Here is a 26456-nt window from a genome sequence, read left to right as displayed (position 1 = left end):
CCTCCCTCCCGGTTTCGGTTCTGATGAGGGAACCTAGAATTTCTCGGGAACGCGCTTGTACGGGTAGTCCGGCTCCACGTAGCCTTCCGGCTTTTGCCGCGCGGGCAGCGACACCTCCTTGCGCGGCATGGCTTCATAGGGAATCTTGTGGAGTATGTCGCTGATGATGTTGAGGCGGGCGCGCTCCTTGACATCGGAATTGGCCAGGTACCATGGGGCGATTGCGGTGTCGGTAGCCCGGAACATGGCGTCACGGGCGCGAGAGTAGTCATACCAGCGGCTGTAGGACTTCAGGTCCATGTCGGACAGCTTCCACAGCTTGCGTCCGTCGTGGATGCGCGCTTCCAGCCTGCGAGTCTGTTCCTCCTGGCTGACTTCCAGCCAGTACTTGAACAACATCACTCCAGAGTGGACGATGGCCTGCTCGACCAACGGAACGGCCCTGAAAAAGCTCTCCACCTGTTCCTCGGTACAGAACCCCATGACGCGCTCCACGCCCGCCCGGTTGTACCAGCTACGATCGAAGATCACCACTTCTCCCGCGGCCGGCAGGTGGGGCAGGTAGCGTTGCACGTACATCTGACTCTTCTCGCGTTCCGTGGGTGCCGGTAATGCCACCACGCGGAACACGCGCGGGCTCACACGCTCGGTCAGGGCCTTGATGGTTCCCCCTTTGCCAGCGCCGTCGCGGCCTTCAAAAATGATGCAGATCTTGGCGCCCGACTGAACCACCCATTCCTGGAGCCTGACCAGCTCTACATGCAAGGGGAGCAGGGCCTTTCTGTATTTCTTATATGACAAAGGCTCTCTCTGATCACCGTGCTCAGGCTTTTCGCGCCTGGTTTTTTCCTTCTCCTTTGGCATGGTCGTCTCCTTCCGGTGTGTGCGGATCCTTGCATGAGGAGCCATTTACAGTTTCGTCGTCCATGCGGAGAGAGTCAAATCACCGGCCATTACATGGACGACGCAGTGCACCCATGGAGCAAACCATGGCAAGGCAAACCGGCGGACGGCTTGAAGCGTGAGCAGGCTCCCAAAATGCACCGCGAATAGCCCCGGGCTGCCTTGCCGCTACCGCGCATCCACGGCCGTCGTCCTTGAAATCACACGCTGCGCTGCCGTGCGTCAGCACTCGGGCATGCGGGGGATGAAACGTTCACGTTCGACGACGCCGCCTCTGGCAAGAATGGCCGTACCCTCCGGGATCTCCTCCCATGCGCCAGCGAGGTCGACCACGGGTTCCGAAAGCACCAGGATGGCATCGTCGCCCGCTTCGGCAATGTGCGAATTCTCAGGATAGAGTTCGCGTAAATGACGAACGCATGTACTGTGGAAGAGCGAGCGCGAATCCGCTTCGCTGGAGTAGCGCGCTGCGACGATCTGTTCTCCGTCGCTCGCGCAGACCGTCATGTTCAGCGGGTACTCGACGCCATGGCGGTGGCCAACGTTCTCGATCAGGCCCACCATCTGTTCCAGCGCCGCGCGCGGATCGCGTTCAAGCCCGAACGTGAGGGCGAGAAAGAACATGACTTCCGAGTCGGTGGAACCTTCGATCCAGCGGAACAACTCAGGCGCAATGGCCATCATCAGCTCCCGCCTGACCGTCGGATAGTCCCGTATCAGTCCATTGTGGGCAAACAGCCAGCGACCATAGCGAAAGGGGTGGCAGTTGGTTTCCTGCGCCGGCGTGTCGGTCGCCGCACGGATATGCGCAACAAACAACGAGGCCCGGATAGCGCGGGCCGCCTCGCGCAGGTTTGTGTCATTCCACGCGGGATGCACGCAGCGATAGCGGAACGGAACTTCCGAGTGGTGGCCATACCAGCCCATCCCGAACCCGTCCCCGTTAGTCGTGGTGTGCCCGAGCCGTGAGCGCAGGCTCTGGTCGATCAAGGAATGCTCGGCCCGGAACAGCACGGTCTCGAGTTGGATCGGATTGCCCGAGTACGCCAGCCACCGACACATGATGCCTCTCCTCAACGCGTTTCCATGCGGAAGCACTTCTGCCAGGCGGCCGATCGCTCGTCCTGCGCCCGCCAGATCGCTATTTGAAGTTTTAGGACAGTGCGCCGCCTCAGGCAATGAGGCAAGCGGCGATTCCCGAAACCGCGGCGTCGCAAGAGGATATATGGCGTGCAACGCGCATCGGCGCTCTGCATTGAAGTGGCGCATGTGCCATTTACGCCAATCTTTCCAGGTAGCCGGGATCAAAGCCATGCTGGCGGGACGCCAACGCGTTCACATCACAATGCGCAGGCGCCGGCCACCGCTCAGCGCGGCCTGAGTTCAACCGGCGCATCGGCCAGGTAGCCGCCGCCAAGTGCCTTGGCCAGGGCAATCTCCTGGCTGATCTTCTGGCCGTTGACGTTGAGCAGCGCAATCTGCTCGGCAATCAGCGGCTGGCGCGCCTCCATGGCCAGGAACCGGCTGCCGAGTCCGCGCTGGTAGCGGGCCTCGGCGCTGTCCCGGACGAAGGAAACCGACTGGACCTTCCGCCGCTGCAGTTCCGCTTCGGTGTCGAGGTCCTGCAGGCGGGTGCCGGTGATGGCGACATCCCGCACCGCATTGAGCACCGCCTGGTTGTATTGTGCGATGAGCGTGTTACTCGCCGTGCGCGTGCCGCCCAGGTTTGCATTGAGCCGCCCGCCGTCGAAGATCGGCAGGTACAGGCCGGGAATCAGGTTGATCTGCTGGCTGGCGTGGGTGAACAGATCGGCCAGGTGCAGGGCATTGAAGCCGAAGAAGGCGCGGATGTCGAAGCTCGGATAGAACGCCGCCCTGGCCGCGTCGATCCGGTCGAACGACGCTTGCACGTACCAGCGCAGGGCCTGCAGGTCGGGGCGCCGCGCCAGCAGTTCGTACGACAGCGTGGCCGGTACGCCGGACGTGGACTGGGGCAGGGGAACCGGGCGGATCTCCGGCAAGTCATCCGGTCCCGCGCCGATCAGGGCCCGCAACGATTCGCGCAATTGCCTGACCGTGCCCCGCGCCGCGACAAGCTGCCGTTCCAGGGCCAGTTGCTGCGCTTGCGCTTGCTCGACGAATGTGCGCGATTCCAGGCCGCGCGCGGCACGTGCCTGGTGTGTCTGCACCGAGAAGGCGGCGACCTGCCGCGATTGTTCCAGCAGTTCGATCAACTGGTGGCTGGTCTGGATGCCGTAGTACAACTGCGCCACATCGGCCGACAGTTCAAGCTCCACCGCATACGCTTCGGCCAGGCGGGCATTGTTGACGCCCATCGAAGCCGCCACCTGCGCCCGGTGCAAGCCCCAGAGATCGATGTTCAGGCTGGCACCCACGCCGACGATGCCCTCGGTGTACCAGGGACCGTCGAGCCCCAGGGCCGGCACGTTCATCGCGAACGGCCCTAGGAAGCCGTTCGCCGAAACGTGCTCGCGATCGATCGCCCCGAACGCCACGGCCTGCAGGCGCGAACCGGACTTGACCAGTTCGACGTCGGTTCTGGCCTGGGCCACGCGCCTGCGTGCCACCACCATGGTGGGGGCGTCCGCCAGGGCCCGTTCGATCAGCGCGTCGAGCTGCGTGTCGCCGTAGCGCGTCCACCAGCGCGTTTCGGGCCAGCCATCGCGGGCCAGGTGCGTGTCGTCCGCCAGACGGATCTGCTCAAGGGGAATTTCCGGTGAGGGAACCCCGTTTTCGTGGATCAGGGCGCAGCCGCCCAGCGCATACAGGAGCGCGGCGGCCAGCCAAGCTGCGGGGCGGCGCGGCCAGGCGCGGGGTGGCTTGCGTTCAGCCGGCATCATGGGACTCGCGAAGCATCGCCGGGGACTGCGCCGCCGCAGCCTGCCAGTCCGGAAGGACGCAGAGCTGGCGCACCAGGTGCCGCATGGCCGCGACGACAGGCGCCGCAAGGGTTGCGTCGCCAAGCGCCGGGATCTCGACGGGCGGCGGTGTACTGGCGGAGGGTGGGTTGGCAACCAGCGCGTCCGCATAGTGGCCGAGCCGCGCGGCGGTTTGCGCCTGAAAGGCGCGCGCCGCGTCGTAGGCCGTACTGCCCAGGTGGCCATCGGTGGCCTCCAGTGCATTATGAAGTGCATTGCCGGCCAGCATGATCTCACGCCCCTGCGCCAGGACTTCCTGGGCGCGCAGCGTGAGCGGCGCCTGCTCTCCTTCCTGCCAGCCCGGCTCGAGCGCAACGCGCGCCAGCGTATCCTCGCAATCGGACAGCACGGCCCAGGTCTGCAGCTGTAGCTGCGCGTAGGCCAGGTGCCCGGGAGGCGTTGCGGTGCCGGTTGCCGCCTGCGCCAGCAGCTTGCCAACCGAATGCAGCATGGTGGCCAGCTTTTGCCGCAGGGCTTCCCCTTCCGCCTCCGGCCACAGCGACATCTGGATAAAGGTGGAAATGCCAACCCCGAGCAGGATGCCGAGCACGCGGTCCCGGATTTCCGTGAGATTCGTAGTGGGGCCGAACTGCTCAAGCAGTGCAAGCGAAAAGGTGAAGAGGATCTGGGTCCCGGCGTAGCCGATGCGCTCCGATCCGGCCGCGATCCATGCGGCGAGCGCGACCACCGGCAGCGTCATCAGCAGCAGGCCGGCGATGCTGTCGAGATGCGGGATGACGAACACCACCATGAACAAGGCCAGCGCGCTGCCGCCCAGTGCGCCACCGACGCGCAGCAGCGCGCGCTGCATCGACGCGCCAAGGCTGGGCAGGGCAATGATTACGCAGGTCAGCATGATGGTGTGGATGCCTTGCCAGTCGGCCGCGGTGTAGAAGACGTAGCAGATCAGCACGGCGAGCAGGGTCTTGAGCGCGAACCGTACGTACGCCGGATTGGTCAGGGCGTCCGGCACCACCATCGGCGGCTCTTCCGGCGCCTTGCCGGGCGCGCCGGCGGCCGTGTCCGCATCGGCGAACGCCACCAGCGCCCGCTGCATTTCTTGCGCGGCGGCGGGCAGCGGCGCGGCCCCGCCTTGGCCGGGCGTGGCAAGTGGGGCGGGCCGGTATGGCTGGTCCGCGATGACCGATGCGTCCAGCGCCTGGCAGTCGGCGCGTAGCTGCCGCAGCGCTCCGAGCTGCGCCGCCGAAGCGTTCGGCAGATCGTCCGGCAGTTCGCCCGCTGCACGATACAGCCGCGACACGGTAGCGATGCAGGCTAACTGATGCGCCTTGTCTTGCCGATAGTGCGCATCGCGCATGGTGGCGAACTTGAGCAGTTTCTGCAGCGTCAACGCACCTTGCTGAATCGCCATTGGCGTGATTGGTTCCGCCATTGGCGTGCCGTCGGTCAGCCGCGCCAGATGCGCGTCGACAGCACCCAGTTGCCGGTGGACTTCCGCCTTCAATTGCCGCTGCGGCTCCGCGGGCAGCAACAGCGTATTGATCAGCAGCGTCAGCGCGATCGGATAGTTCACGGCGACCCACACCCACAGCACGGCGCGGATCAGCAATTCTGCCTCGCCGGTGCGGTCGACGAAGGTCTGCACGTAGATCACCACGATCGCGACGATGAAGAAAACGATGCCGATCTTCAGCACGCGCATGAGGTACACGCTGGCGAAGAACAGCAGGCTGGCGACCACGATGCGCAGCAAGGGAAAGTCGAAGGTCAGCTTGAGCAGCAGTATCGAAACGCCGATGGCGAGTGTGGATCCTGCGATGAACATCACACCCACCAGCCGGGTGACCACCACGTTCGCTTGCGTGACGTAGAACACGACGAGCAGCGAGAGCGCGAGCGAGGGCACCTGGAGCGCCATCGAGACGACGATGACAATGGCGCTGGTCAGCATGCAGCGCAGCAAGATGTTGACGCGTCCCGGATACGGCGCGAGCTGGGCGCGCAGGAACGCCGCCGCCTGCAGCAGGCTGTCCGGTACGAGCGTGCCCGGGCTCATGGCGGTGCCTCAGCGACGCCCGTCGGGGTTGCCTGCCTCGGGGTGCAGGATGGCCACCGCTGAAGTGCCGACCCGGAACAGATCCGGATTGGGATTTTCGACGCGGATCTTGACCGGGAAGCGCTGGGCCACGTGCACCCAGTTAAGGCTGCGCTGGATGCGCGGCAGCCCGCCGGGCAGGGCCAGGCCGCCTTCGTCCGGCGCCACGCCATAGCTGATCGAATCGACTGTGCCGCGAAAATGCTGGCCGGTGTCGCTCATCAGGTAGACGGTGGCCGGCGTGCCGGCCCGCATGCCTTTCAGCTCCGTTTCCCGGAAGTTCGCCACCACGTACCAGTGGCGCGTATCGATCAGCGTGAACACCGGCTTGAGCGCGGAAGCGAACTGGCCGGTCGATGTCTTCAGCGCCGCCACCCGGCCGTCGAATGGTGCCCGCACGGTGGCAAATTCCAGATGCAATTCGGCCAGCGAGATTTCCGCCAGGACCACCGCGCGTTGCGCAACCAGCGCGTCCACGCCGCTGACCGCCGCCGCCGCCTGCTGCGCCTGCAGTTGCACCGCATTGAGCTCGGCCTGGGTGGCGCGCTGCGCGGTGCGGGCGCGGTCGACGTCTTCCGCCGACACATAGCCTTGCGGCAAAAGCGGCTCGGTGCGGCGCAGGGTATCGGTTGCCTGGGTGGCCGCTGCCCGGGCGCGTTCGACCGCCGCCCGTACGGATTGCGCATTGTACTGCTGTGCATTGACCGTGCGCTGCGTCAGCATGATCTGCTGGTCAAGCGCGGCCAGCGAAGCCTTGGCCCGGGTCAGCGCATCCTGGTAGGGGCGTGGATCGATCTGTAGCAGCAGGTCGCCTTGTTTCACCGCCTGGTTGTCGCGCACGGCGAGCTGGACGATGCGCCCGTTGACTTCCGGCACCACGTCGATCGCGTCGGCGTAGACATAGGCATCGTCGGTGCGCGGCGAGCGGTCCAGCATCCAGATCACCAGAATCAGCAGCGCCAGCGTGATCAGGACCAGTACGAGGGCCGGCCACGCCTTCTTGTTGTTCGTTGTCGTCATGTTCATGCGCCCGGGCGGGTCAAGGTTGGAACAGGATCAGCCAGGCAACGAGGGAAAACAGGGTGACGAGTGTTGGATAGGCCAGGGCCGGAGGGCCGAGCCAGTATCCGGACCGGCTGCGCTCCAGCAGCAGGTAACAGGCGATGGCAAGCGCAACGCCAGCGATGATGCAGAACATCCAGTCGGGAAAATACGCGCCGAGCACGCTGAGGGAGGGCGATCTTGCACATCCCCCAAGCGCGGGGGCGACAACGGCAGCAACACCGATCACTCTCATGGAGTCTCCCATTATTCAGCGCTGCGTGTGTCTGCCGGCAGGCGTCGACACGTTGTGCAGATCGCCTTTATGCGCCGACTCCGGCTGCCCATTTTGCACGATCCGCATAGCCAATGGAAGAATTTGCTCCGGGACTGGCCCTGTCTGCGCGGCCGGCCGGCAAATTTGGCAAGCGGTCTTCGATGGTCTACATTGCATGCATTTCCATGCGCTGGTTCCCGTTCCTGGCGCGGTCGCGTTCATGCCAAAGGCCCGGTCCGTGCGCTGAAGCTGCGCACCATGGGCGCATATCATGAAGTTGCGAATAAGTGACTTGATGAGCCTGTATCGGGGGGGGCGCGACGCCAGCGGAAGATCGAGCCGGGCGGCGCGCCGGCCACCACATGATGCCAAAGCCCCGGGAGGGTTTCATGAGCACGGTCTCCATACTCCTCTCGGCTTTTATCCTTTCCGTGGTCGGCCTGCTCGTGTTTATCCTGAGCGTACGGTACGGCTTGCTTGACGGTTCCCCGAGCGCGGCAGCGGTGATTTTCGCGCCCGGGGAAATCGGCAGGGCGGAGGAGCCCTCGGTCACCGGGCAGCAGCGCACGGCATTGCAGGAGGTCGCAACCCGCACCGGGTTGCCGGCGCCGTCTCCGACGCTGGCCGCGGAACTGACGGCCAGGGCGGAAGCGGATCGCTCGTCTTCCATGGTGGTCTTCGTTTTCCTGTGTTGCGCCATGGCCTGGCTGCTGGTGGCGTCGCTGGCCGGGCTGACGGCTTCGCTCAAGCTGCACCTGCCGGATGCGCTCGCCTCGCAGGCCTGGCTGTCCTTCGGGCGCATCCGCACCGTCCACCTGAATGCCGTGGCGTATGGCTGGGCGCCGATGGCCGGGCTGGGCATTGCGCTCTTTGTCTTGCCGCGCGTGCTGAGGACCCGCCTGGTTGGCGCCAACTACGCGCTGCTGGGCGCCATGATGTGGAACGCCGGCGTGGTTGCCGGCCTGGGCAGCATTGCCGTCGGTCTGTCCGACGGCCTCGAATGGCTGGAGATCCCCTGGCAGATCGGCATCGTGTTCGCCGTGGGCGGCGCCTTGATCGGCATGCCGCTGGTACTCACGTTGTTGGCCAGCCGCGTCAGCCATTTGTATGTCTCGGTCTGGTACATGGGATGCGCGCTGTTCTGGTTCCCGGTCCTGTACCTGGTGGCCAAGGTGCCCTACGTGCATTTCGGCGTCGAGCAGGCAACCATGAACTGGTGGTTCGGGCACAGCGTGCTGGGCTTGTTCTATACGCCGCTTGCCCTGGCATCGATCTATTATTTCCTCCCCAAGATCATTGGCCGGCCGATCCAGTCGTACGGCCTGTCGCTGCTCGGTTTCTGGACGCTGGCGTTCTTCTATGGGCAGGTCGGCGGCCACCATCTGGTGGGCGGCCCGGTTCCCGGCTGGATGGTCACGCTGTCCATCGTGCAGAGCATGATGATGCTGATCCCGGTCGTGGCGTTCTCTGTGAACCTGCACCAGACCATGCGCGGCCACTTCAAGGCGCTGCTGTATTCGCCCACGCTGCGCTTCGTGACCCTCGGCGGCATGATGTACACGCTGAGTTCGTTCCAGGGCTCCTTCGAAGCCCTGCGCAGCATCAACGTCATCACGCATTTCACGCACTACACGGTTGCCCATGCCCACCTGGGGCTCTACGCGTTCGTGAGCTTCGTATTCTTTGGCTCGATCTATTTCATCGTGCCGCGTGTCACGCAGCGAGAGTGGCCGTACCCGAGCCTGATCGCGGCGCATTTCTGGTGCGCCGCAGTTGGTATCGCGATTTACTTCATCGCCCTGACCATCGCAGGCACCCTGCAGGGGCTGGCCATGCTGGATGCCTCGCGGCCGTTCATGGATTCGGTCACGCTGACGGTGCCTTACCTGCAGGCCCGCTCGCTGGGGGGCGGCCTGATGGTGCTGGGGCACCTCTGTTTTATCGCCAACTTCGTCTGTGTCATCCTGGGGTTGGGGCCGAACCGAGACAAGCCCGCCATGTTCCCGCTTGCCGACCTGAACAAGACAGGAGCCAGTTCATGAGGAACGTCACCCTGATGATCGGTGCCGGCATGGTCATGCTGGCGGTGGCCACCAGCGCGCTGGTGGTGGTGCCGTACCTGCAACTGCAGTACGTCAAGCCTGCTCCCGGCCTGAAACCTTATACGTCGGCGGAACTTCGGGGCCGGCAGGTCTATATCGGCAATGGCTGCGTCTACTGCCATTCGCAGCAGCCGCGGGATCCGTCGTTCGCGCCCGACGTGAAGCGCGGGTGGGGCAGGGCATCGGTGGCGGCGGACTATTACTACGATCACCCGCACTTGCTTGGCACGATGCGCACCGGGCCCGACCTGTTCAATATCGGCGCGCGCCAGCTCAGCGCGGACTGGCATCTCGGGCACCTCTACCAGCCGCGCGCCTACGTTGCGCAGAGCATCATGCCGAGCTATCCCTACCTGTTCGATGTCAAGGCAGCTGCCGATCCGGGCGAACACGTGGTGACGCTGCCGGCGGGGGCCGCACCGGTTGGCAAGGTGGTGGTGGCAACGCCCGAGGCGCTCGACCTGGTTGCCTACCTGAAGGCGCTCGACCACACGTATGCTGCCTTGCCCGCGCCGGACGATGCGGCCTCCAAGGCAGGCAAATAGCCGTTTCACGCGCCGCTTGACGGAACCCGATGCCATGCCAGACAACCAGCCACCCTCCCAGCCCTCGCCGCAGGAGCAGCGGGAGTACGCCGACCCCGGCGAAGGGCAGACGCCGATTCCGCGCAGCATCGTGGTGCTGGTGGCGGCGCTGATCCTGTGGGGCATCTACTACATCTCCAGGGCACCGATCAATATCCCCTCCGAGCTCGGCGACGGCCGCACCGTCGGCGCGCTGCAAGGCCAGAAGGCGGCCAGCGGCGGCGCGGCGGACGGCGCTGCAGTGTTTGCTTCGCGCTGCGCCGCCTGCCATCAGGCTACCGGCCAGGGCCTGCCCGGGGTGTTCCCGCCGCTGGCCGCTTCCGAGTGGGTGCAGGGCAAGGCCGAGACCGCGGTGGCGATCGTGCTGCATGGCATCACCGGGCAATTGACGGTCAAGGGCAGCGCGTTCAACGGCGCCATGCCGCCCTTCGGCACGCAGCTCAGCGACGCGGAAATCGCCGCCGTGCTGAGCTACGCAAGAAGCCAATGGGGCAACGCCGCGCCCTCTGTGACGGCGGACCTGGTCGCCCAGGTTCGCATCGCCACCAAGGACAGGGCGGCCCCCTTCGATGGCGACAAGGAACTCGCTCCGCTGAAGTAGTGACAGGGAAGGTAGTCAAGGCAGTGATGGCCACGGACTCTCGAACTTCGCGCCGCCCGCCCAGCCTGTGGGCCGCGGGCCTGGGTTGCCTGGCGTTGTGCCTTGGCTTCGCGGCGGCGCTCGCCTGGCTCACGTGGGGCATGCGGGTGTGGACGCTGGATGACCGGCGCAGCGCCATGGCCATGGCGGGAAAACTGGTGGCGCCGCCGCTGGCGATGCGCGACGCGCGTGGCGACCGGTTCACGCCCTGGACGCCGGCATCCCGCTCCGGCCAGGTGTACCTGGTGGATTTCATCTATACCCGCTGTGCCACCGTGTGCGCCGCGCTCGGGCCGGCATTCTTCCGGCTTCAGCAGGATATTCAGGCACAGGGGCTGGCAGACCGGGTCGGGCTTTTGTCCATCTCCATCGACCCCGCCCATGATGAGACGCGGCGCCTGGCTGCCTATGGCGCGCAGCAACGCGCCGACCCCGGCATCTGGCGGATCGGCGCGCCCGTGGCGCCTGCCGCGCAAGCGGCCCTGTTGCGCTCGCTCGATGTGGTGGTGATACCGGACGGACTGGGCGGATATATCCACAACGCCGAAATCCATCTGATTGACGGGCGCGGCGTGGTGCTCGGCCTGTACGACTACCAGTCGTTCGACCAGGCGCTGGTCGCGGCGCGGCAGGCGGCGCGATGAAGCCGGCTGCCGGTGTCGCGGCCCTGCCCGCGCCGCGCCCGCGACGCGAGTGGGCGTTGTGGTGCCTGCTCTGCCTGCCCGGTGTTCTGTTGCTGGCGCCGGTCCGCCAGGCCATCGAAGCCAGCATGGCACTGCAGATGCTGGCGGAGTTTCCCGTTCTCCTGGCATTGGGCTTCGTCGCTTCCGTCCTCGCCGCTCGCCGGCATGACGGTATTCGCGCAGTCGAAGCCCTGATGCGCATGGGCCTGGCGCCGTTGCTGTGCTTCTCGCTCTGCCTGATGTTCTGGATGGTGCCGCTGGCGCTGGACCTGGCGCGGCTCGATGCAGGCGTCAACGCAGCCAAGTACATATCGCTGCTTTTCGCCGGAGCCGCGCTACAGCACGGGCTGAGGCGGGCGCCAGCGGCAGTGCTGTTGTTTTTCGCCGGCAATCTTGTATGGACGCTGGCCACGGTGGGCATGCTGTTCCATGACACCCGGAGCCGACTCTGTGCCAACTACCTGCTGGCGGATCAATGGCTCGCGGGGAATGGGCTCATTGCCTATGCCGTCGCGGTTGCCGTCGGGCTAGTTTTGCACCTGCGGCGACTGCCCGGCTTTGGCTTTTCTCCGCGCGGCGGCTCACACGAGGGGGAAGAGCAATAGGCCGCCGGTGCGCGGAGGTGGTTTTTTTAAGGCCCTGACGACGCCTTGTCGGGGAGGGCGGCTATGCCGCCGGGAACGTGGCGACCGCCTTGGTAGCCAGCACGTCCTTCAGGATGCTGATCTAGCGCAAAGCGAAGCACACCGGCTGCCCTAACCTTTAACTGCAGGGTTGTATCAGTGCGTTGCGACTTACCGAGTGCCTGTGGCCACAGTCCCCCAAGGAGGAAAAAAATGAAACGTCGTACTTTTTGTTCCCTGACCGCCGTTGCGCTAGCCGCCTCCGTTACGGCGTGTTCCACCACGTCAGGCTCTGCCACGGACACTGCGAGCAAGCGGCGGGAGATCGACGCCAGCGTCGATGGGGCGCTGAACAAGCTCTTTGCCACGGCGGACGGATCCAGGGAACTTTCCGCCAAGGCGGAGGGCATCCTGGTATTTCCGAGCGTGATTGCCGCGGGCTTTATCGTCGGCGCCGAGTATGGCGAGGGCGCGTTACGCGTGGCAGGGGGGTCGGTGGGCTACTACAGGACCACGACCGCGTCATTCGGCTGGCTGGCGGGGGCACAGTCCAAGGCGCTCATCCTGATGTTCATGACCCCGGACTCGCTGGCGTCGTTCCGTGCCAGCAACGGCTGGACCGCGGGTGTCGATGGGTCCGTGGCGCTGGCGACGATTGGCGCCAACGGCAAAATCGATACCAATACCGCCCGCGCGCCGATCATCGGCTTCGTAGTGACCAACGCTGGCCTGATGGCGAACCTGTCGCTCTCAGGGACGAAGATCGGGAAGCTGGACATTTAGCCCGCGATTCGCAAGGCGGCCGGCCCTGGTTCCCGCTCAGGAGCCAGGGCGGGCGGCCTTGCCCGAGCTGTCGCGCGGGATTGCAGGGCTAAGGCTTGCCAAGGAACAGGTAGTAGGCATAGTGGCCGCCAGCGGCGCGGCCATAGGCGAGGTAGAGTGGCCCGATCGGCGAATCGATGGCGACGAACAGCGAGCCGGACTTGAGCACGCCGGTAGGACTTCCCTGCACCAGCGGCTCGCCCATGCGGCCGGCCTCCAGCGAAAAGCCGCCATACACGCCTTCCAGCAGCGATTGCCTGGCCAGCTTGTTGTAATAGACCGCCCGGAGATACTGGAGGTTGCCACCCAGCAACTCCCCGGTGCTGTATCCCGATTGCTTCAGGAAACCGCCCCACTGGAACAAGTCGTAGCGTGGCAGCGGGTTGCCACCGATATTGCTGCCGGCCTTGAATCCGAAATTCAAGGTGTGCCGGCCTGAGGACCAGGCGTAGGTGCCGTCGGCATCCGCCTTGACATAGGATTGGTCGGCGCCGAGTCCCGGCTCGGAGGCGTAGACGTGCATGCTGCCGGCATAGCCGGTACGCGGGAAGCTCGCGCTGTCGAGTTGGTCCACCAGCAGCCGGCCGGTGATGGCGCCGCGCTTGTTGTTCTCCTGGCCGGGCGACAGCGCGGCCGGACCGGTGCTTAGCGTGACGTGTTCGCTGCCGGTAAGCACGCCGATCCTGGCTTCGCCATATTTCGTGAACTGGCTGCCTACATCCAGTGCCAGGTCGAAACGGCGCAGGTCGTAGGTGGCGATGCGGTCCGTGTCCCGGAACACGTTAACCGAGCGGCGTTCCAGTTCCACCCGAGGCGCGATGAAGAAGGTATGGCGCGTGTCCAGGGGCTGGTAGAACTCGCTGGTCAGGTTGGTTGTCTGTCCGAGCTGGGCATCGGTGCGCCATTCGGCGCCGAGTGAATTGATCCAGGTGCGCCGATGGCTGGCCAGCAGGTTGAAGAACGCATCGCCACGAAAGTCGGTGCTCAGCCCGAGACCGAAGCGCAGGTAGTTGGGGCCATAGGACTTCTCGACGGCATCGACCGACAGGATCCGTTGGCCTGGTTCATCGAGCACGCGATAGTTGACGTGCTCGAAGTCGCCGGTGCCGAACAGCCGGCTCATGTCCTTATCCAGCTGCTCCGGCCGGATCGGTTCGCCAGACTTGGTTTCCATGGTGCCGGCGGCGAAATCGGGGTTGACGCGCTGCAGCGGTGCAAAGCGTATCTCGTCGACCGGGCGACGGTCTTGCGGCGCTGCGGCCTGCTGGCGCTGGCGCAGTGCGGCATACTCCTGCTGTGGCAAGGCCAGCGGGGCCAGCCGGTCGGCAACCTTGCGTGCCGCGGCCTCGCCGATCGGGATCGTCTTTTCCAGGTTATCGAAGTCGCCTGCCGAAAAATCCCCGAGTTCCGGCAGAATCAGGATGTCCTCTGGCCGGAGTTGTGCCAGCGACGCACGTACGTTTTGCTCGGTCAGGATATTCAGCATCTGGCCGGTCACGCTGATCACCGATCCCAGTTCGTCGCGCCGCATCAGCGGCGTGCCGAGGTTCACCGCAATGACAATATCCGCGCCCATGGCGCGCGCCACGTCCACGGGGAGGTTGTTGGTCAGTCCGCCGTCGACCAGCAGCTTCCCTTCGTAGTCGACGGGGGCCACCACGCCCGGCACGGACATGCTGGCGCGCATGACCATGGCCAGCTCGCCCTGGGTGAACACCACGGGCGTGCCTGTCACGAGGTCGGTGGCCACTGCGCGGTACGGAATCGGCAGGGCATTGAAATCGCGATAGCCTGGCGCGCGCGCCAGCCCGCGCAGTACCTTCTCGAGCTGCACGCCCGTGACGGCGCCTTTGGGCAATTCCAACTGGCCGCCCTTGACGCCGATTTCCGGCGTAAACAGATTGCTGCGATCTTCCTGCTTGCGCCTGATGCTCAGATCCTGCCGCGGCGGCCGTTCCTTGAATAGTGCGCTGGTGGACAAGCCAGCGACGATTTTCTCCATTTCGCCTGGCGTGACGCCGGTCGCATAGGCGGCACCGACCAGCGATCCCATGCTCGTACCCGTTATGCAGTCCACCGGCACGCGCAGCGATTCCAGAACCTTCAGGATGCCGATATGGGCGGCGCCGCGTGCGCCGCCGCCGGACAGCACCAGGCAGATCCGCGGTCTGCCCATGGCCTGCGGGGGGGCGCTGGCGAGAGGGGCGCCGGTGGCAGCAGCAGGCTGTGCGGCCGGCAACCCTGGCTCCGCAAGCGCTGGAAGCGCCGGGATCGCCAAAAAGGCGGCAAAGGCAGCCAGCAAGGCGCGCGCAAGACACCGAGGGCGCGCGTACCCCGGCGGGCACAAGGCAACACCACCCGAGCCGATCCAGATTTGAAGCTGTCGCCTTCCTGGTCTGGCTGCGGCTTTCATGGGCAGTTTTCAAGGCGAACGTTCTGTATAGCTTAGATGGACGAACACCGCTGCGGTAGGTATTGCACTGGTTACTTGTTGCAGGTCAATTTTTCCTCGCGGATCTGCACTACCTTGAAACAAGGAAGAAACGCCGTGCCGGTCGGTGCATCGCAGCATCATCAAGGTGGGGCGCCATTGGCGGCCCTGTGCGTACCAGCCATCACCCGCCAATGCGCAAGGCCCGATATTGAGAATGAGAACAAATTTCGTTGCGCGGCGCATGTGTAGGACCAAAGTCCGATTGCCAACGCAGAAGCCGGCGGCCACATTTGACGTACATGCCCACCCGGGGTTGTCAGCGGCGGTATCAGGAGAAGAATCATGGCAAAGACGAATCAGCATGACGCCGATACCGAGCCACGGGAGGACGGAAAGTTCAGCAATAAGGAATACCTGAAGGAACTTGCCCGCCTGCATGTGGAACTCGTGAAACTGCAGGAATGGATTCTCGCGACCGGCTGCAAGCTTTGCATCATCTTTGAAGGGCGCGATGGCGCAGGTAAAGGCGGCACGATCAAGGCCATTACCGAGCGCGTGAGTCCGCGCGTGTTCCGCGTGGTTGCCTTGCCGGCGCCCACCGAGCGCGAAAAGAGCCAGATGTATGTCCAGCGCTACCTTCCGCACCTGCCCGCCGCAGGCGAGGTGGTGATTTTCGACCGCAGCTGGTACAACCGTGCCGGCGTGGAGCGGGTCATGGGCTTCTGCACCGAGGAACAGGCCGAGTCATTCCTGAGCGCCGTGCCCCTTGTGGAACGGGCCGTCGTGAGCTCGGGCGTTATCCTGCTCAAGTATTGGCTGGAGGTCAGTGAGCAAGAGCAGACCCGCCGCCTTGAGGCGCGCATTAACGATGGGCGGAAGACCTGGAAGTTGTCGGGCATGGACCTGAAGTCCTACAGCCGGTGGTATGACTACTCGCGCGCGCGCGACGACATGTTCCTTGCAACGGACACGGACTTCGCACCATGGTATGTTGCCAACTCGAACTGCAAGCGGCGCGCCCGTCTCAATATCATCAGCGACATATTGGCCAAGGTTCCCTACGAAGCCGTGCCGCGCAAGAAGGTAAAGCTGCCAGAACGGCAGAAGCCTGGTGGCTATCGGGAACCGGACTATCCCTACAAATTCGTTCCAGAGCAGTTTTGAGGGCCACGGGTTTCAATCCGTAACCTCTGTCAGTTTCGCCTAAGCGCACGCGCGGACCGCCGTGGCAACGCGGTCCCCTGGGCCAACTACAAACAAGGTCACCATGCAAGACAATCCCCTCTCTGAAATATCGCTGCCGGCCCGGGTGGCGCTGCGCGATGGGCGGCAGGTAGTGCTGCGCAAGATCCGGGAGGAGGACAAGGCCGGCTTGCTGGCGGCCTTCGACCGGCTTTCCGCGGACTCGCGTTACACGCGTTTCATGGCCTCCCTGCGGGAGTTGCCGGAGGCGATGCTTGAGTCGGCAACGCATCCGGCGCCGGAGCTGGAGTGCGCGCTGGTCGCCATCTACGGCGATGCGCAAAGCATTGTCGGCGGCGCGCGCTATGCCGCCGCGCCGGGCAGCGATGTCTGCGAGTTTGCCGTGACGATCGACGACGAATGGCACGGTCTCGGGCTGGCGCGGTGTCTCATGCAAGTATTGATCGCTGCCGCCCGCGCACGCGGATATCGCACCATGGAAGGCTACGTGCTGGCCTCGAACACCGGGATGCGCGGCCTTGCCCGCCGGCTCGGGTTTGTCGACACGGCCTGCCACGAAGATGCCACGTTGCGCGTGGTCAGTCTCGGCTTGACGGGGGCGGCGGAAGCACCGGCACCAGGGTAAGGGCGGATGATAGTCCGTCTCTCTGGTTCTGGCCGACTGGTGCCGAAGCTTCATCCCTTCCCGACCCTCATGGCGTCCGGCAACGGTTGCTCAATCTCGGTCAACCTCAGATCTCCAGCCCGTGGTGAAACGTCCTCCTCCACGTTCGCTATCCCATGACCTGCGTTTCAGCTCCCGCCGGGCCGCCCGTTTCCGCGTGTCGCTGAAACTCGTCGATCGCATCGGCCACCGAGACGCGGCGCCCGAAATAGCCGAGGCGATCCTCCAGCCCTTCAGCGCGAAGCATATCCCGCACCTTCGCATGCGCCGCCACAAGCCGCAGATCTATCCCTTCTGCCTTCAATGCCGTATGCAATGCCGCCAGCATGCGTGCGCCGGCGAGGTCGACGGCGGGCGAGGTGGACAGATCCCAGATCACCAGCCTGACCGGCGCGGCGGCCGAGCGGATTCTCTGCCAGACGGCAGCACGCACATGCTCGACGTTGAAGTAAAGCAGCGACGCCTCGACGCGGAACACCCGCACATCAGGAATGGCTTCGTTGTCGGGATTACGCTCCATATCGGAGTAAATGCGCGTGCCGGGGATGCGGCCGAGGATGGCCACATGCGGGTGCGCCGCGCGCCGTATGATCAGCAACATCGAAACGAGTACCGCCACGAGCACGCCGTTCAGGATGCCCAGCAAAAGCACGGCGGCAAACGCCACCATCGATACAATGAATTCAAGGCGGCTTACCCGCCACACGTGGCGCAGTTCGCCGATGTCGATCAAGCCCTTGACGGCAACCAGCACGATGGCTGCGAGTACCACGTTAGGCAGGTTGGCTAGCAAGCCGGTCAGGAACATCAGGCACAGTCCGATCGTGACCGAGGCGAAAACCAGCGCGAGTGGCGTCTTGGCACCAGCCTTGTCGTTCACCGATGACTGGGACAGACCGCCGGCGACAGGGTAGGCCTGGAAGAAGCCCGCGGCCAGATTCGCCGCGCCCAGGCCGAGCAGTTCCTGGCGCGGATCGATCTCGTAGCCGTGCGTCTGTGCCAGTGCCCGCGCCGCGGAAACGCTTTCCACGTAGGACAGCAACACGCAGGCGAATGCCAGCGGAACCACCCCGTCCACATCGCGTGCCCGCAGCCCGGGAAGGCGGAACTCCGGCAAACCTTGCGGCAACGCACCGACGACCTTGAAGCCGAACTGACTCAGCGACGTTGCCGACAGCACGATGATGGAAATCACCACCACGAACAGAGCGACCGGGCGGCCAGGCAGGAATTTCTCCCCCAGCAGCAGCAAGGCAAGCGCGACAAGACCGAAAGCGAACACGACCAGGTTGGTATCGGGGATCTGACCGGCGAGAATGACGACGCGCTCGAAGAAAGCCTCGCCGCCACCCTTGACCCCGAACAGCTTGGGCAATTGCGTCAAGGCGATGGTCAGGGCCGCGCCGGCTTTGAAGCCGAGCAGTATCGTTTCGCTGATGAAATTGACCAGGGAGCTCAGCCGCAGCAGCCATGCCAGCAAACACATGCCGGCCATGAGCACCGCCGTCAGCGCCGCGATGGCGGCCCAGCGGCCCGGATCGCCATTGGCCATGCCCGCCACCGTGACCCCGACGAGCATCGAGATCGCAGAGGTGGGCCCGATCGCAAGCTGGCGAGAGGAGCCGAACAGCGCGTAGAAGAGGCCGCCAACCAGATAGCAGTAAATGCCATATTGCGGAGGCAGGCCGGCGAGCGATGCGTAGGCGAGCGAAACCGGAATGCCGTAGGCAGCGAGCGTGACGCCGGCAATCGCGTCGCGCGCCAGCCACTGCGGCCGGTAGGTGGTCAGCCACTGCGCAGGAGGAAATACTGCGCGCCACCCACGCATGGAAGTCCCGCTGGTGGCTTCGCCGGCGGTGCCGGGATCTTCGGTCATGGCATCACATCCTCTTGGGGCGCGGATCTGACGGGAACCTGGATCAGGCATAACACTCAGGTAACAGACCTGCTCACGCTAGTTGCCTGTTCCCGCCGTCAAAATCGAATGCGCCATATGGAAAAGCAAGGCCTCCAAGAAACAACGCTTAGTGCACGCCGGTGTGCTGCGCCTCACGCGCTGGTGCCACAGCCGCAGTCCATACTTCCAAGATATTCGGCACAGGGTGCTTGTGCTTGATTTGGCGCAAAGTCCGGACGGGTCTGGCCTGTTCACTTCACGCGAAAACGGTGGCGCCCATTTCTTGAGCCTCTGCGCTACCGGACGCGTTTAGGACCGGCAAGCGTCACGACTTGCGGCCGGACGTCGTCCAGGGAAAAGTGCTCCCGGCACATCCCGCTGGCGCGCGGCGCCAGGGTGCCGCCATAGGTGCCTGGCCGCCGGCGCTGGCCTCTCAACAACCGCCCGTGCGCCGCGTGGCAACTGCATTCCGGTCACCGGGGCAATGAACAAGCCCGCCAATGAACGGTGCGTGACGTCATTTCGGCAACGAGCACGCATTCTTGATGCAAGTCAATGTGCTGGCGGACCGCATGTATAAAACATAGGCATATCAAGTCTGCGAAACGCGACGCCCCGATACGCCGGCGTTGCCGAATCGCACGTGCATGGCTCAGTGGGCATAGCCCGCCACTATTGAGGCCAATCCTATACGCGAAGGTACCTTCCATATCCGCCGGCGATGCCGCTCGCGGACGGTTTAACAACTGGCTGTCGAGGTCATCACCATGGATGCTGGAAAGCAACTAGTACATGCGCACGAGATCGGTATCAAGACCGGTCTGGTACTTCAGAAACGCGTCAGGAATGCACAGGAAGCCTTTGGTCACCGGGTGCAGGAGGCCTGCGGCGATGGCAATGGCATTGGCAAAGGCATTGGCAAAGCCGAGGGCCTTGCCGACGCCGCCAGGCTGATGACAGGCGCCGATCCATTGAGTTGTTACGCTTACGCCGTGGATGCGGGGCAACGTGCCATCCTCTTCTGGGACACGCTCCGGCAGCGCGGCAATCACTTTGTCGAGAACGCGGTGCAGGGCCTGAAGCCGGTACTGCACTTCGACTACGAGTTTGTCCTCGACGGCCGCCAGTTCGAGCGGCCGGTGAACTACGCGCTGCTACGGATCACACCGCCCGAAGGCGTGCATATCGACAACAGCCGCCGTCCCTACCTGATCATCGACCCCCGCGCGGGCCATGGTCCCGGTATCGGGGGATTCAAGGACGATTCGCAGGTGGGCGTCGCATTGCGTGCAGGCCATCCTGTCTACTTCGTTATTTTCTTCCGCGATCCCGAACCGGGCCAGACCTTGCTCGATGTGTGCGAGGCCGAGCAGGTCTTCGTGAAGAAGGTCCGTGCGCTGCATGCGGACAGCCCCAAGCCGGCCATCATCGGCAATTGCCAGGGCGGCTGGGCGGCCATGATGCTGGCGGCCTCTGGCCCGGACGACACCGGACCCATCGTCATCAACGGTGCGCCGATGTCGTACTGGAGCGGCGCCTGGAGCGAGGATGAGGGAGACAACCCGATGCGCTACGCGGGCGGCCTGCTCGGCGGTACCTGGCTGTCCTCGTTCACGGCGGATCTCGGCAACGGCAAGTTCGATGGCGCCCACCTGGTGCAGAACTTCGAGAACCTGAATCCCGCCAACAGCCTGTGGGACAAATACTTCAACCTGTACAACAAGGCCGACACGGAGCCGCCGCGTTTCCTGGAGTTCGAGCGCTGGTGGGGTGGCTACTACCTGATGAACCGGGAGGAGATCGAGTGGATCACCCGAAATCTGTTTGTCGGCAACAAGCTATGGTCCGGTGATGTGAAGGGCGCGGGCGGCAAGGGCTTCGACCTGCGTGATATCAGATCGCCCATCGTGCTGTTCGCCTCGATGGGCGACAACATCACACCGCCGCAGCAGGCATTCAACTGGGTAGTGGACGTGTACGAGAGCACCGAGGAGATCAAGGCGCGAGGCCAGGTCATCGTCGGGATGCTTCACCAGAACATCGGTCACCTGGGCATCTTCGTTTCGGGGAAGGTGGCACAGAAGGAGCACGCGCAGATCGTGTCCGTGCTGAAGAGCATCGAACTGCTGCCTCCCGGGCTCTATGGCATGGCCATTACGGAGCGTGCGGAAAAGAGCGCAAGCGGCGACGTCGAGTACGACGTGGAGTTCCGGGAGCATCGCCTCGAGGATATCGTGGCGCGGCTCAATCGCTTCCAGCGAGTCGACGAGAAGCCGTTCGAGGCTGTAGCGGCGCTGTCGGATTTCAATCAGCGCGCCTATGAGCTGTTCGCGCAACCCTTCGTGCAGGCGATGTCCAACGATTTCTCGGCACGCTTGCTGCGCGAGTTCCACCCGCTGCGGGTGCAGAACTGGGCGCTGTCGGATATGAACCCCTGGCTCGCCTGGCTGGGTCCCGCCGCCGAAGCCGTCAGGGAGAACCGTCAGGCCATGGAGCCAGACCATCCGCTGCGGCAGCGGGAACAAGCCGGGGCCGAACTCGTCAGCGCGGCGCTGGACGGATACCGTGCCGTGCGCGACGCCATGACGGAGGCATCGTTCTTCGGCATCTACGCCAATATGTTCTCCCTGTACTTCGGCAACAAAGAGCCGGCGCATGACGGACGGCCGGTGGCGGCGGAGCCGGCGGAGCTGCCGCAGGTCAGGGAGGCCCTGGCTTCGATAGCGCGAGGAGGCTATGTGGAAGCGCTCGGCAGGATCGCGTTCCTGTTGATCCGCCATGGGGAGCCGCTGCCGCTCTCGCGGCTGGAGATGCGCAAGGAGATGGTAGCTGACTACGGTGAATTCCTGCCCGAAGTGCCGATGCACGAGTGGCGCTCGATTCGCGGCCAGCAGGAAATCATCGTTCAGCATGCGCCGGAGCAGGCCCTGGAGACGCTGGCGGTCCTGCTCCAGGATCCGGCCGACCGCGAACGGCTGCTGACGCTGCTGGACAAGCTGTCGGCGGATGAGCGCGTGCTTGGCAGCAAGCCCACGGCAGAACAGGTGGCCATGCTCGCGCGCATCCGGAGAGCCGCGGCGGGAAAGCCGGAGCGCGTGCGCCGACCGGCTACGCTCGCGCGGGCCTGAGCGCGCCGGGAATGCTGCCGGCCACGGCTTAATCGAGCAGGAGGAGTGCAAGTGAACACCAAGCACGAGAAGTACCAGCGATTGATTGAGTTCTGCAAGTCCATCCCGCCAACGCCGACGGCGGTGGTGCATCCGTGCGACCGGAGTTCGCTGGAAGGGGCGGTGGAAGCTGCACAGATGGGGCTGATCGCCCCCATCCTGGTCGGTCCCAGGGCGCGCATCGAGGAAACAGCGAAGGCCGCCGGTATCGACATCAGTCCGTATCCGATCGTCGATGCGCCTTTCAGCCATGCGGCTGCCGCCGCTGCCGTGCAACTGGTGCGCGAAGGCAAGGCCGAGGCGCTGATGAAAGGCAGTCTGCACACGGATGAGCTGATGGCGGCGGTGGTCAAGGGCGATACTGGCTTGCGCACCTCCCGGCGTGTCAGCCACTGCTTCGTGATGGACGTGCCGGACCATGAGGAGGCGCTGATTATCACGGACGCCGCCGTGAACATTGCTCCCACGCTCGCCGAGAAGGCGGACATCCTCCAGAACGCCATCGATCTGGCCCATGCGCTGCAATTCAAGGAGGTAAGGGTGGCGATCCTGTCGGCGATGGAGACCGTCAATCCGAAGGTCCCGTCCACTATCGAAGCTGCAGCGCTGTGCAAGATGGTTGAACGTCACCAGATCACCGGCGCGGTCGTTGACGGCCCTCTGGCGCTCGACAACGCCATCAACCTGGAGGCCGCCCGCATCAAGAAGATCGATTCGCCGGTTGCGGGCCGCGCCAACGTGCTGCTGGTGCCCGACCTGGAGGCCGGCAACATGCTCGCCAAGAGCCTGTCCTTTCTCGCCGGTGCCGATGCGGCCGGCATCGTGCTCGGCGCGCGGGTACCTATCATCCTCACCAGCAGGGCGGACTCCGTGTCGACCCGGCTGGCATCCTGCGCGGTTGCCGCGCTGGTGGCAAAGGCCCGCCGCGAGTCGGGCAAGGCACTGGGGTAAGGCCATGGCCGACGTGATACTGGTACTCAACGCAGGCTCGTCGAGCATCAAGTTCAGCGCTTTCGGTGCCCACGGCGACGAGCCGGAGCTGGTGCTGCGCGGCAGTCTCGATGGCATCTACACGTCGCCGGGCTTTCGCGCCACCAACGCATCGGGCGCGGAGGTGGAGACGAAACACTGGGGCGATGGCACCGAACTGGGTCATGGCGGGGCCATTGCCTTTCTCGCCGATTTCCTGCGCGGGCACGGTGAAGGCCACCATCTGGTCGCCGTGGGGCACCGCGTGGTGCATGGAGGCGTGCAGTTCACGCAGGCGGTGAAAGTCACGCCCGAGGTCGTTTCTGCGCTGGACGCCCTGAGCCCCCTGGCCCCTTTGCACCAGCCGCACAACCTCAAGCCGATCCGCATTCTCGCGCAGCGGCGCCCCGAACTGCCGCAAGTGGTTTGTTTCGACACGGCGTTTCACCGCGGCCAGCCAGAAGCGGCACAGGCTTTCGCGCTTCCCGCCTCGATCACGCAGCGCGGCGTGCGGCGCTACGGCTTTCATGGGCTCTCCTATGAGTACATCGCCAGCGTTTTGCCGGCGGTCGACGCCGCCGCCGCCGCCGGCCGCACCGTGGTTGCCCATCTGGGTAACGGCAGCAGCATGTGTGCGCTCGTGGCCGGCCGGAGTGTCGCCAGCACCATGGGGTTCACCGCGGTGGACGGGCTGCCCATGGGTACGCGCTGCGGCAATCTGGATCCCGGTGTCATCCTGTACATGATGGATGAGCTCGGCATGGATGCCCGCGCTATCGAGGACCTGATCTACCGCAAGTCCGGGCTGCTCGGCGTCTCCGGGATCTCCAGCGACATGCGGGCGCTGCTGGCCAGCGACGATCCGCGCGCACGCTTCGCCGTTGAACTCTATACCTACCGGATCGCGCGCGAGCTAGGTTCGCTTGCGGCCGCGGCTGGAGGACTGGATGCACTGGTGTTCACCGCTGGTGTCGGCGAGCATGCCGCGCCGATACGCGAGCAGGTTTGCCGGCAGGCGGACTGGCTTGGCATCGCGCTGGATGCCGGCGCGAACGCCAGGGGCGAGCCGAGAATCAGCACGCTGTCGAGCACGGTGCCGGTGTGGGTCATCCCGACGAACGAGGAACTCATGATCGCAAGGCACACCAGGTCGGTGATCGGAACGGCGGCGCAATGAAGACCATTTCGTTCGCCACGGGCAAGGCGGTGCCGATGGAGACGGCACCCGGCGTGTCGCCCGGGCAGGCGCAAGCGGCACAACCCAGGCTACGCTTGCGGCGCCCGCACGGGTGCCGGAGATGTCCTATGATGGAGCAGCAACATGACAGCCGAAACACTCCGGCCGATCCTGGCGGGCAAGAAAGCGCTGGTCTGCGGGATCGCCAACGACCAGTCAATCGCCTATGGCTGCGCAAAGGCCTTTCGGGAGATGGGTGCCGACCTCGCGATCACCTATGTGAACGAAAAGTCCAGGCAATACGTGGAGCCGGTGGCGAAGGAACTGGAAGCCCCGATCTTCATGCCGCTCGATGTGTCGCGCGAAGGGGAGCTTGAGGGCGTGTTCGCCGAGATCGAAAAGACCTGGGGCAAGCTGGATATCCTCGTGCATTCGATTGCCTGGGCGCCAAAGGACGATCTGCAGGGCGGCCTGCTGAATTGCTCCGCTGAGGGATTCGGCAAGGCCATGGACGTCTCCTGCCACTCCTTCATCCGCATGGCGCGGCTGGCCGCGCCTCTGATGCGGGACGGGGGCACGATGTTCACGATGAGTTATTACGGCGCAAACAGAGTGGTGCCGAACTATAACGTAATGGGTCCGGTGAAAGCCGCGCTGGAGGCCGTTTCGCGCTACCTGGCCTACGAGCTCGGCGCCAGGGGCATCCGTGTGCATGCGATATCGCCTGGTCCGCTCAAGACCCGCGCCGCTTCCGGGCTGAAGGACTTCGACCTGATGCTTAGCGACGCAGCGAAGCGCGCGCCCGTTGGCGAACTGGTCGACATCCTCGATGTCGGTTTTACGTGCGCGTTTCTCGCGACGCCGTTTGCGCGGCGACTGTCGGGAGAAACGCTGTATGTGGATGGCGGCGTCAACATCATGGCGTAGCGCGCCGCGGCAGCAACCGAGGAGAGTGAATCATGTCCTTGCTATTACTGGGGAATATCGACAGCGCCACCACCGATGACGAGATCAGGGAATTCCTGGTCAAGTACGGCTTCCCACCGTTTGACGAAATCGAGCATGTTCCGGGGGACGGGTCGCGGCCAGCCGTGATGCTGACCTTCCATGCCCTCGAGCCGGATGCATTGCGCAAGCTTCAGCCGCGCATCCAGCACATGTTCTGGAAAGGCCACAACCTCAGCGCGCTGGTCATGGCGGAGCGCTATAGCTGATCTCGCGGGGCCAGGCGAAGCGCGGTGAAGGGAGCTGTTGCATGAGTATTCTGAACTGGCTGCGCCGGCGTGACGCCGGCGCGCACCCGCATGACGAGCAGGAGATCGCCGGGTTGACGGAGCGCGTGCTCAGGCTCAGCCCGCGCCTGCGGCTGGTGCCGCGCTACGAGCAACGGCTCGGCCCCGCGATCGGCATGGCGCTCGATTATGTGCGGGGCCTCGTAGCCGGCCTCCCTGCGCCGCTGGAAGCCAGCAAGGCGGCGTGGGGATCCGACCCCTATATCCACGCTTTCTTCGGCACCGCGCATGATGTGGAGCTCGCCTTCAGCCGCTCATCGGACCTGCGCGAGTTTTTCGAGGCGTCGGCGGGCGCGCAGGATGCCTGCGCCGTGCTGGGCATGACGATGACGGAGCGCCATACGCTGGGCGTGGCCCTCGAAGGGGATGTGATGCGTGCCGAGGTGCCGCAGACCACGGTCAGTTTCAGTGACCATCAGGTCAGGATCTGCGGCACGACCGATGCGGCGCTGCGCGAGGAGATCGTGCGGAGAATGCTGGATCAGATGGTCCTTCAGAGCCTTTCCAATATCGCTGCCGATACATCGCGGCGCGATGTGCTGGAGCGCGAGCATGGCCTGCTGAAGGCGCGCTTGCGCCTGCTGGAACGGCAGAGCACCGGTATGCGTTCGGTGATGGGCGGCGACGAGCAGGCGGACGCCGGGGAACGGGCCCGGCTGCGCGAGCAGATCGAACAGAACGACAGGGAACTGGGCGAACTGGGTGACAAGTCCGGCGCGCTTGACCGCCAGCTGGAAGGCATGGCGGCGGTGTTCAAGGATGCAAGGTCGTGCTTCTCCATCGAAAGCCAGCGCAGGCGGCTAAGCCTGATGAATGTGCTTTTGCCGGAAGGCAGCACGGTGCCCGGGCATGAACTGGAGTTGCTGACGGCGCGCGTTCCCGGCGATCCGCCACTGGTGCGTACGTTCGCACTGGTGCGCTTCGCACGCGCAGCGATGTTGTCGTGCACGAGCCTGCTCGACGAGGCCGAGCGCTTGCTGTAG

22 protein-coding genes are annotated in these 26456 nt (G+C 64.7%); 14 read left to right on the top strand and 8 right to left on the bottom strand.

Features of this window, described 5'->3' with window-relative positions; translation table 11 throughout:
- Positions 1-33: 33 nt before the first annotated feature.
- The 6 genes from ppk2 (AC1DS6_RS16855) to AC1DS6_RS16830 all read right to left on the bottom strand — a co-directional run bounded on the left by ppk2 (AC1DS6_RS16855) (position 34) and on the right by AC1DS6_RS16830 (position 7195).
- Complete coding sequence (gene ppk2, locus AC1DS6_RS16855; RefSeq protein WP_441627405.1) at positions 34-864, bottom strand: polyphosphate kinase 2; 831 nt, start codon at positions 862-864, stop codon at positions 34-36.
- Positions 865-1125: 261 nt separating this feature from the next.
- Positions 1126-1965, bottom strand: coding sequence for a class II glutamine amidotransferase (locus AC1DS6_RS16850; RefSeq protein ID WP_441627403.1), 840 nt, complete (start codon positions 1963-1965; stop codon positions 1126-1128).
- 305 nt (positions 1966-2270) lie between these two features.
- Positions 2271-3764: an MdtP family multidrug efflux transporter outer membrane subunit gene (locus AC1DS6_RS16845; protein ID WP_441627401.1), complete on the bottom strand. Its 1494-nt coding sequence runs from the start codon at positions 3762-3764 to the stop codon at positions 2271-2273.
- The gene (locus tag AC1DS6_RS16840; protein WP_441627399.1) at positions 3751-5859 is read right to left on the bottom strand and encodes an FUSC family protein; all 2109 of its coding nucleotides are present in this window, start codon (positions 5857-5859) and stop codon (positions 3751-3753) included. Before AC1DS6_RS16840 ends, AC1DS6_RS16845 begins: the two co-directional genes overlap by 14 nt.
- Positions 5860-5868: 9 nt before the next feature.
- Entirely contained in the window at positions 5869-6918 is a 1050-nt protein-coding gene (mdtN, locus tag AC1DS6_RS16835; RefSeq protein ID WP_441627397.1) for a multidrug transporter subunit MdtN, read from the bottom strand.
- A 19-nt stretch (positions 6919-6937) separates the two neighbouring features.
- Complete coding sequence (locus AC1DS6_RS16830; protein WP_045239049.1) at positions 6938-7195, bottom strand: YtcA family lipoprotein; 258 nt, start codon at positions 7193-7195, stop codon at positions 6938-6940.
- Positions 7196-7605: 410 nt separating this feature from the next.
- On the opposite strand from AC1DS6_RS16830, the gene AC1DS6_RS16825 reads away from it, so the two are divergent.
- From AC1DS6_RS16825 to AC1DS6_RS16800, 6 genes are all read left to right on the top strand, one after another.
- Positions 7606-9258 (top strand): cbb3-type cytochrome c oxidase subunit I, encoded by a 1653-nt coding sequence (locus AC1DS6_RS16825; RefSeq protein WP_441627395.1) that lies wholly within the window; start codon positions 7606-7608, stop codon positions 9256-9258.
- Positions 9255-9863: a cbb3-type cytochrome c oxidase subunit II gene (locus AC1DS6_RS16820; protein WP_441627393.1), complete on the top strand. Its 609-nt coding sequence runs from the start codon at positions 9255-9257 to the stop codon at positions 9861-9863. Before AC1DS6_RS16825 ends, AC1DS6_RS16820 begins: the two co-directional genes overlap by 4 nt.
- Positions 9864-9897: 34 nt before the next feature.
- Positions 9898-10503, top strand: coding sequence for a c-type cytochrome (locus tag AC1DS6_RS16815; protein ID WP_441627391.1), 606 nt, complete (start codon positions 9898-9900; stop codon positions 10501-10503).
- Positions 10504-10529: 26 nt separating this feature from the next.
- Entirely contained in the window at positions 10530-11186 is a 657-nt protein-coding gene (locus AC1DS6_RS16810) for an SCO family protein (protein ID WP_441627389.1), read from the top strand.
- Entirely contained in the window at positions 11183-11830 is a 648-nt protein-coding gene (locus tag AC1DS6_RS16805) for a hypothetical protein (protein WP_441627387.1), read from the top strand. Before AC1DS6_RS16810 ends, AC1DS6_RS16805 begins: the two co-directional genes overlap by 4 nt.
- Positions 11831-12061: 231 nt before the next feature.
- Entirely contained in the window at positions 12062-12631 is a 570-nt protein-coding gene (locus AC1DS6_RS16800) for a BPSL1445 family SYLF domain-containing lipoprotein (protein WP_441627385.1), read from the top strand.
- An 88-nt stretch (positions 12632-12719) separates the two neighbouring features.
- On the opposite strand, the gene AC1DS6_RS16795 is transcribed toward AC1DS6_RS16800, so the two are convergent.
- On the bottom strand, positions 12720-14846 hold the full coding sequence (locus AC1DS6_RS16795) for a patatin-like phospholipase family protein (protein WP_477102776.1): 2127 nt from the start codon (positions 14844-14846) through the stop codon (positions 12720-12722).
- Positions 14847-15446: 600 nt separating this feature from the next.
- Between AC1DS6_RS16795 and ppk2 (AC1DS6_RS16790) the strand changes: the two genes are divergently transcribed.
- The gene (gene ppk2 / locus AC1DS6_RS16790; RefSeq protein ID WP_441627381.1) at positions 15447-16268 is read left to right on the top strand and encodes a polyphosphate kinase 2; all 822 of its coding nucleotides are present in this window, start codon (positions 15447-15449) and stop codon (positions 16266-16268) included.
- A gap of 103 nt (positions 16269-16371) precedes the next feature.
- The gene (locus AC1DS6_RS16785) at positions 16372-16932 is read left to right on the top strand and encodes a GNAT family N-acetyltransferase (RefSeq protein ID WP_441627379.1); all 561 of its coding nucleotides are present in this window, start codon (positions 16372-16374) and stop codon (positions 16930-16932) included.
- A 148-nt stretch (positions 16933-17080) separates the two neighbouring features.
- Here AC1DS6_RS16785 and AC1DS6_RS16780 read toward each other — a convergent pair whose 3' ends face one another.
- Entirely contained in the window at positions 17081-18847 is a 1767-nt protein-coding gene (locus AC1DS6_RS16780) for a SulP family inorganic anion transporter (RefSeq protein ID WP_441627378.1), read from the bottom strand.
- A 788-nt stretch (positions 18848-19635) separates the two neighbouring features.
- On the opposite strand from AC1DS6_RS16780, the gene AC1DS6_RS16775 reads away from it, so the two are divergent.
- From AC1DS6_RS16775 to AC1DS6_RS16750, 6 genes are all read left to right on the top strand, one after another.
- The gene (locus AC1DS6_RS16775; RefSeq protein WP_441627376.1) at positions 19636-21996 is read left to right on the top strand and encodes a DUF3141 domain-containing protein; all 2361 of its coding nucleotides are present in this window, start codon (positions 19636-19638) and stop codon (positions 21994-21996) included.
- 51 nt (positions 21997-22047) lie between these two features.
- A complete protein-coding gene (locus tag AC1DS6_RS16770; RefSeq protein WP_441627374.1) occupies positions 22048-22986 on the top strand; it encodes a phosphate acetyltransferase in 939 nt (312 codons plus the stop codon).
- Positions 22987-22990: 4 nt separating this feature from the next.
- Positions 22991-24181 (top strand): acetate/propionate family kinase, encoded by a 1191-nt coding sequence (locus tag AC1DS6_RS16765; RefSeq protein WP_441627372.1) that lies wholly within the window; start codon positions 22991-22993, stop codon positions 24179-24181.
- A gap of 144 nt (positions 24182-24325) precedes the next feature.
- Positions 24326-25108, top strand: coding sequence for an enoyl-ACP reductase FabI (gene fabI, locus AC1DS6_RS16760; protein WP_441627370.1), 783 nt, complete (start codon positions 24326-24328; stop codon positions 25106-25108).
- A 32-nt stretch (positions 25109-25140) separates the two neighbouring features.
- Entirely contained in the window at positions 25141-25395 is a 255-nt protein-coding gene (locus AC1DS6_RS16755) for an RNA recognition motif domain-containing protein (protein ID WP_441627368.1), read from the top strand.
- Positions 25396-25436: 41 nt separating this feature from the next.
- On the top strand, positions 25437-26456 hold the full coding sequence (locus tag AC1DS6_RS16750; protein WP_441627366.1) for a hypothetical protein: 1020 nt from the start codon (positions 25437-25439) through the stop codon (positions 26454-26456).

The organism is Cupriavidus sp. 05L310 (assembly GCF_056398185.1).
This window is presented reverse-complemented; position numbering and strand designations above follow the sequence as displayed.

Excerpts from the sequence above, each read along its gene's own strand:
- ppk2 (WP_441627405.1), bottom strand. The coding sequence starts at position 864 with ATGCCAAAGGAGAAGGAAAAAACCAGGCGCGAAAAGCCTGAGCACGGT.
- AC1DS6_RS16850 (WP_441627403.1), bottom strand. The coding sequence starts at position 1,965 with ATGTGTCGGTGGCTGGCGTACTCGGGCAATCCGATCCAACTCGAGACC.
- AC1DS6_RS16845 (WP_441627401.1), bottom strand. The coding sequence starts at position 3,764 with ATGATGCCGGCTGAACGCAAGCCACCCCGCGCCTGGCCGCGCCGCCCC.
- AC1DS6_RS16840 (WP_441627399.1), bottom strand. The coding sequence starts at position 5,859 with ATGAGCCCGGGCACGCTCGTACCGGACAGCCTGCTGCAGGCGGCGGCG.
- mdtN (WP_441627397.1), bottom strand. The coding sequence starts at position 6,918 with ATGACGACAACGAACAACAAGAAGGCGTGGCCGGCCCTCGTACTGGTC.
- AC1DS6_RS16830 (WP_045239049.1), bottom strand. The coding sequence starts at position 7,195 with ATGAGAGTGATCGGTGTTGCTGCCGTTGTCGCCCCCGCGCTTGGGGGA.
- AC1DS6_RS16825 (WP_441627395.1), top strand. The coding sequence starts at position 7,606 with ATGAGCACGGTCTCCATACTCCTCTCGGCTTTTATCCTTTCCGTGGTC.
- AC1DS6_RS16820 (WP_441627393.1), top strand. The coding sequence starts at position 9,255 with ATGAGGAACGTCACCCTGATGATCGGTGCCGGCATGGTCATGCTGGCG.
- AC1DS6_RS16815 (WP_441627391.1), top strand. The coding sequence starts at position 9,898 with ATGCCAGACAACCAGCCACCCTCCCAGCCCTCGCCGCAGGAGCAGCGG.
- AC1DS6_RS16810 (WP_441627389.1), top strand. The coding sequence starts at position 10,530 with ATGGCCACGGACTCTCGAACTTCGCGCCGCCCGCCCAGCCTGTGGGCC.
- AC1DS6_RS16805 (WP_441627387.1), top strand. The coding sequence starts at position 11,183 with ATGAAGCCGGCTGCCGGTGTCGCGGCCCTGCCCGCGCCGCGCCCGCGA.
- AC1DS6_RS16800 (WP_441627385.1), top strand. The coding sequence starts at position 12,062 with ATGAAACGTCGTACTTTTTGTTCCCTGACCGCCGTTGCGCTAGCCGCC.
- AC1DS6_RS16795 (WP_477102776.1), bottom strand. The coding sequence starts at position 14,846 with ATGGGCAGACCGCGGATCTGCCTGGTGCTGTCCGGCGGCGGCGCACGC.
- ppk2 (WP_441627381.1), top strand. The coding sequence starts at position 15,447 with ATGGCAAAGACGAATCAGCATGACGCCGATACCGAGCCACGGGAGGAC.
- AC1DS6_RS16785 (WP_441627379.1), top strand. The coding sequence starts at position 16,372 with ATGCAAGACAATCCCCTCTCTGAAATATCGCTGCCGGCCCGGGTGGCG.
- AC1DS6_RS16780 (WP_441627378.1), bottom strand. The coding sequence starts at position 18,847 with ATGACCGAAGATCCCGGCACCGCCGGCGAAGCCACCAGCGGGACTTCC.
- AC1DS6_RS16775 (WP_441627376.1), top strand. The coding sequence starts at position 19,636 with ATGGATGCTGGAAAGCAACTAGTACATGCGCACGAGATCGGTATCAAG.
- AC1DS6_RS16765 (WP_441627372.1), top strand. The coding sequence starts at position 22,991 with ATGGCCGACGTGATACTGGTACTCAACGCAGGCTCGTCGAGCATCAAG.
- fabI (WP_441627370.1), top strand. The coding sequence starts at position 24,326 with ATGACAGCCGAAACACTCCGGCCGATCCTGGCGGGCAAGAAAGCGCTG.
- AC1DS6_RS16755 (WP_441627368.1), top strand. The coding sequence starts at position 25,141 with ATGTCCTTGCTATTACTGGGGAATATCGACAGCGCCACCACCGATGAC.
- AC1DS6_RS16750 (WP_441627366.1), top strand. The coding sequence starts at position 25,437 with ATGAGTATTCTGAACTGGCTGCGCCGGCGTGACGCCGGCGCGCACCCG.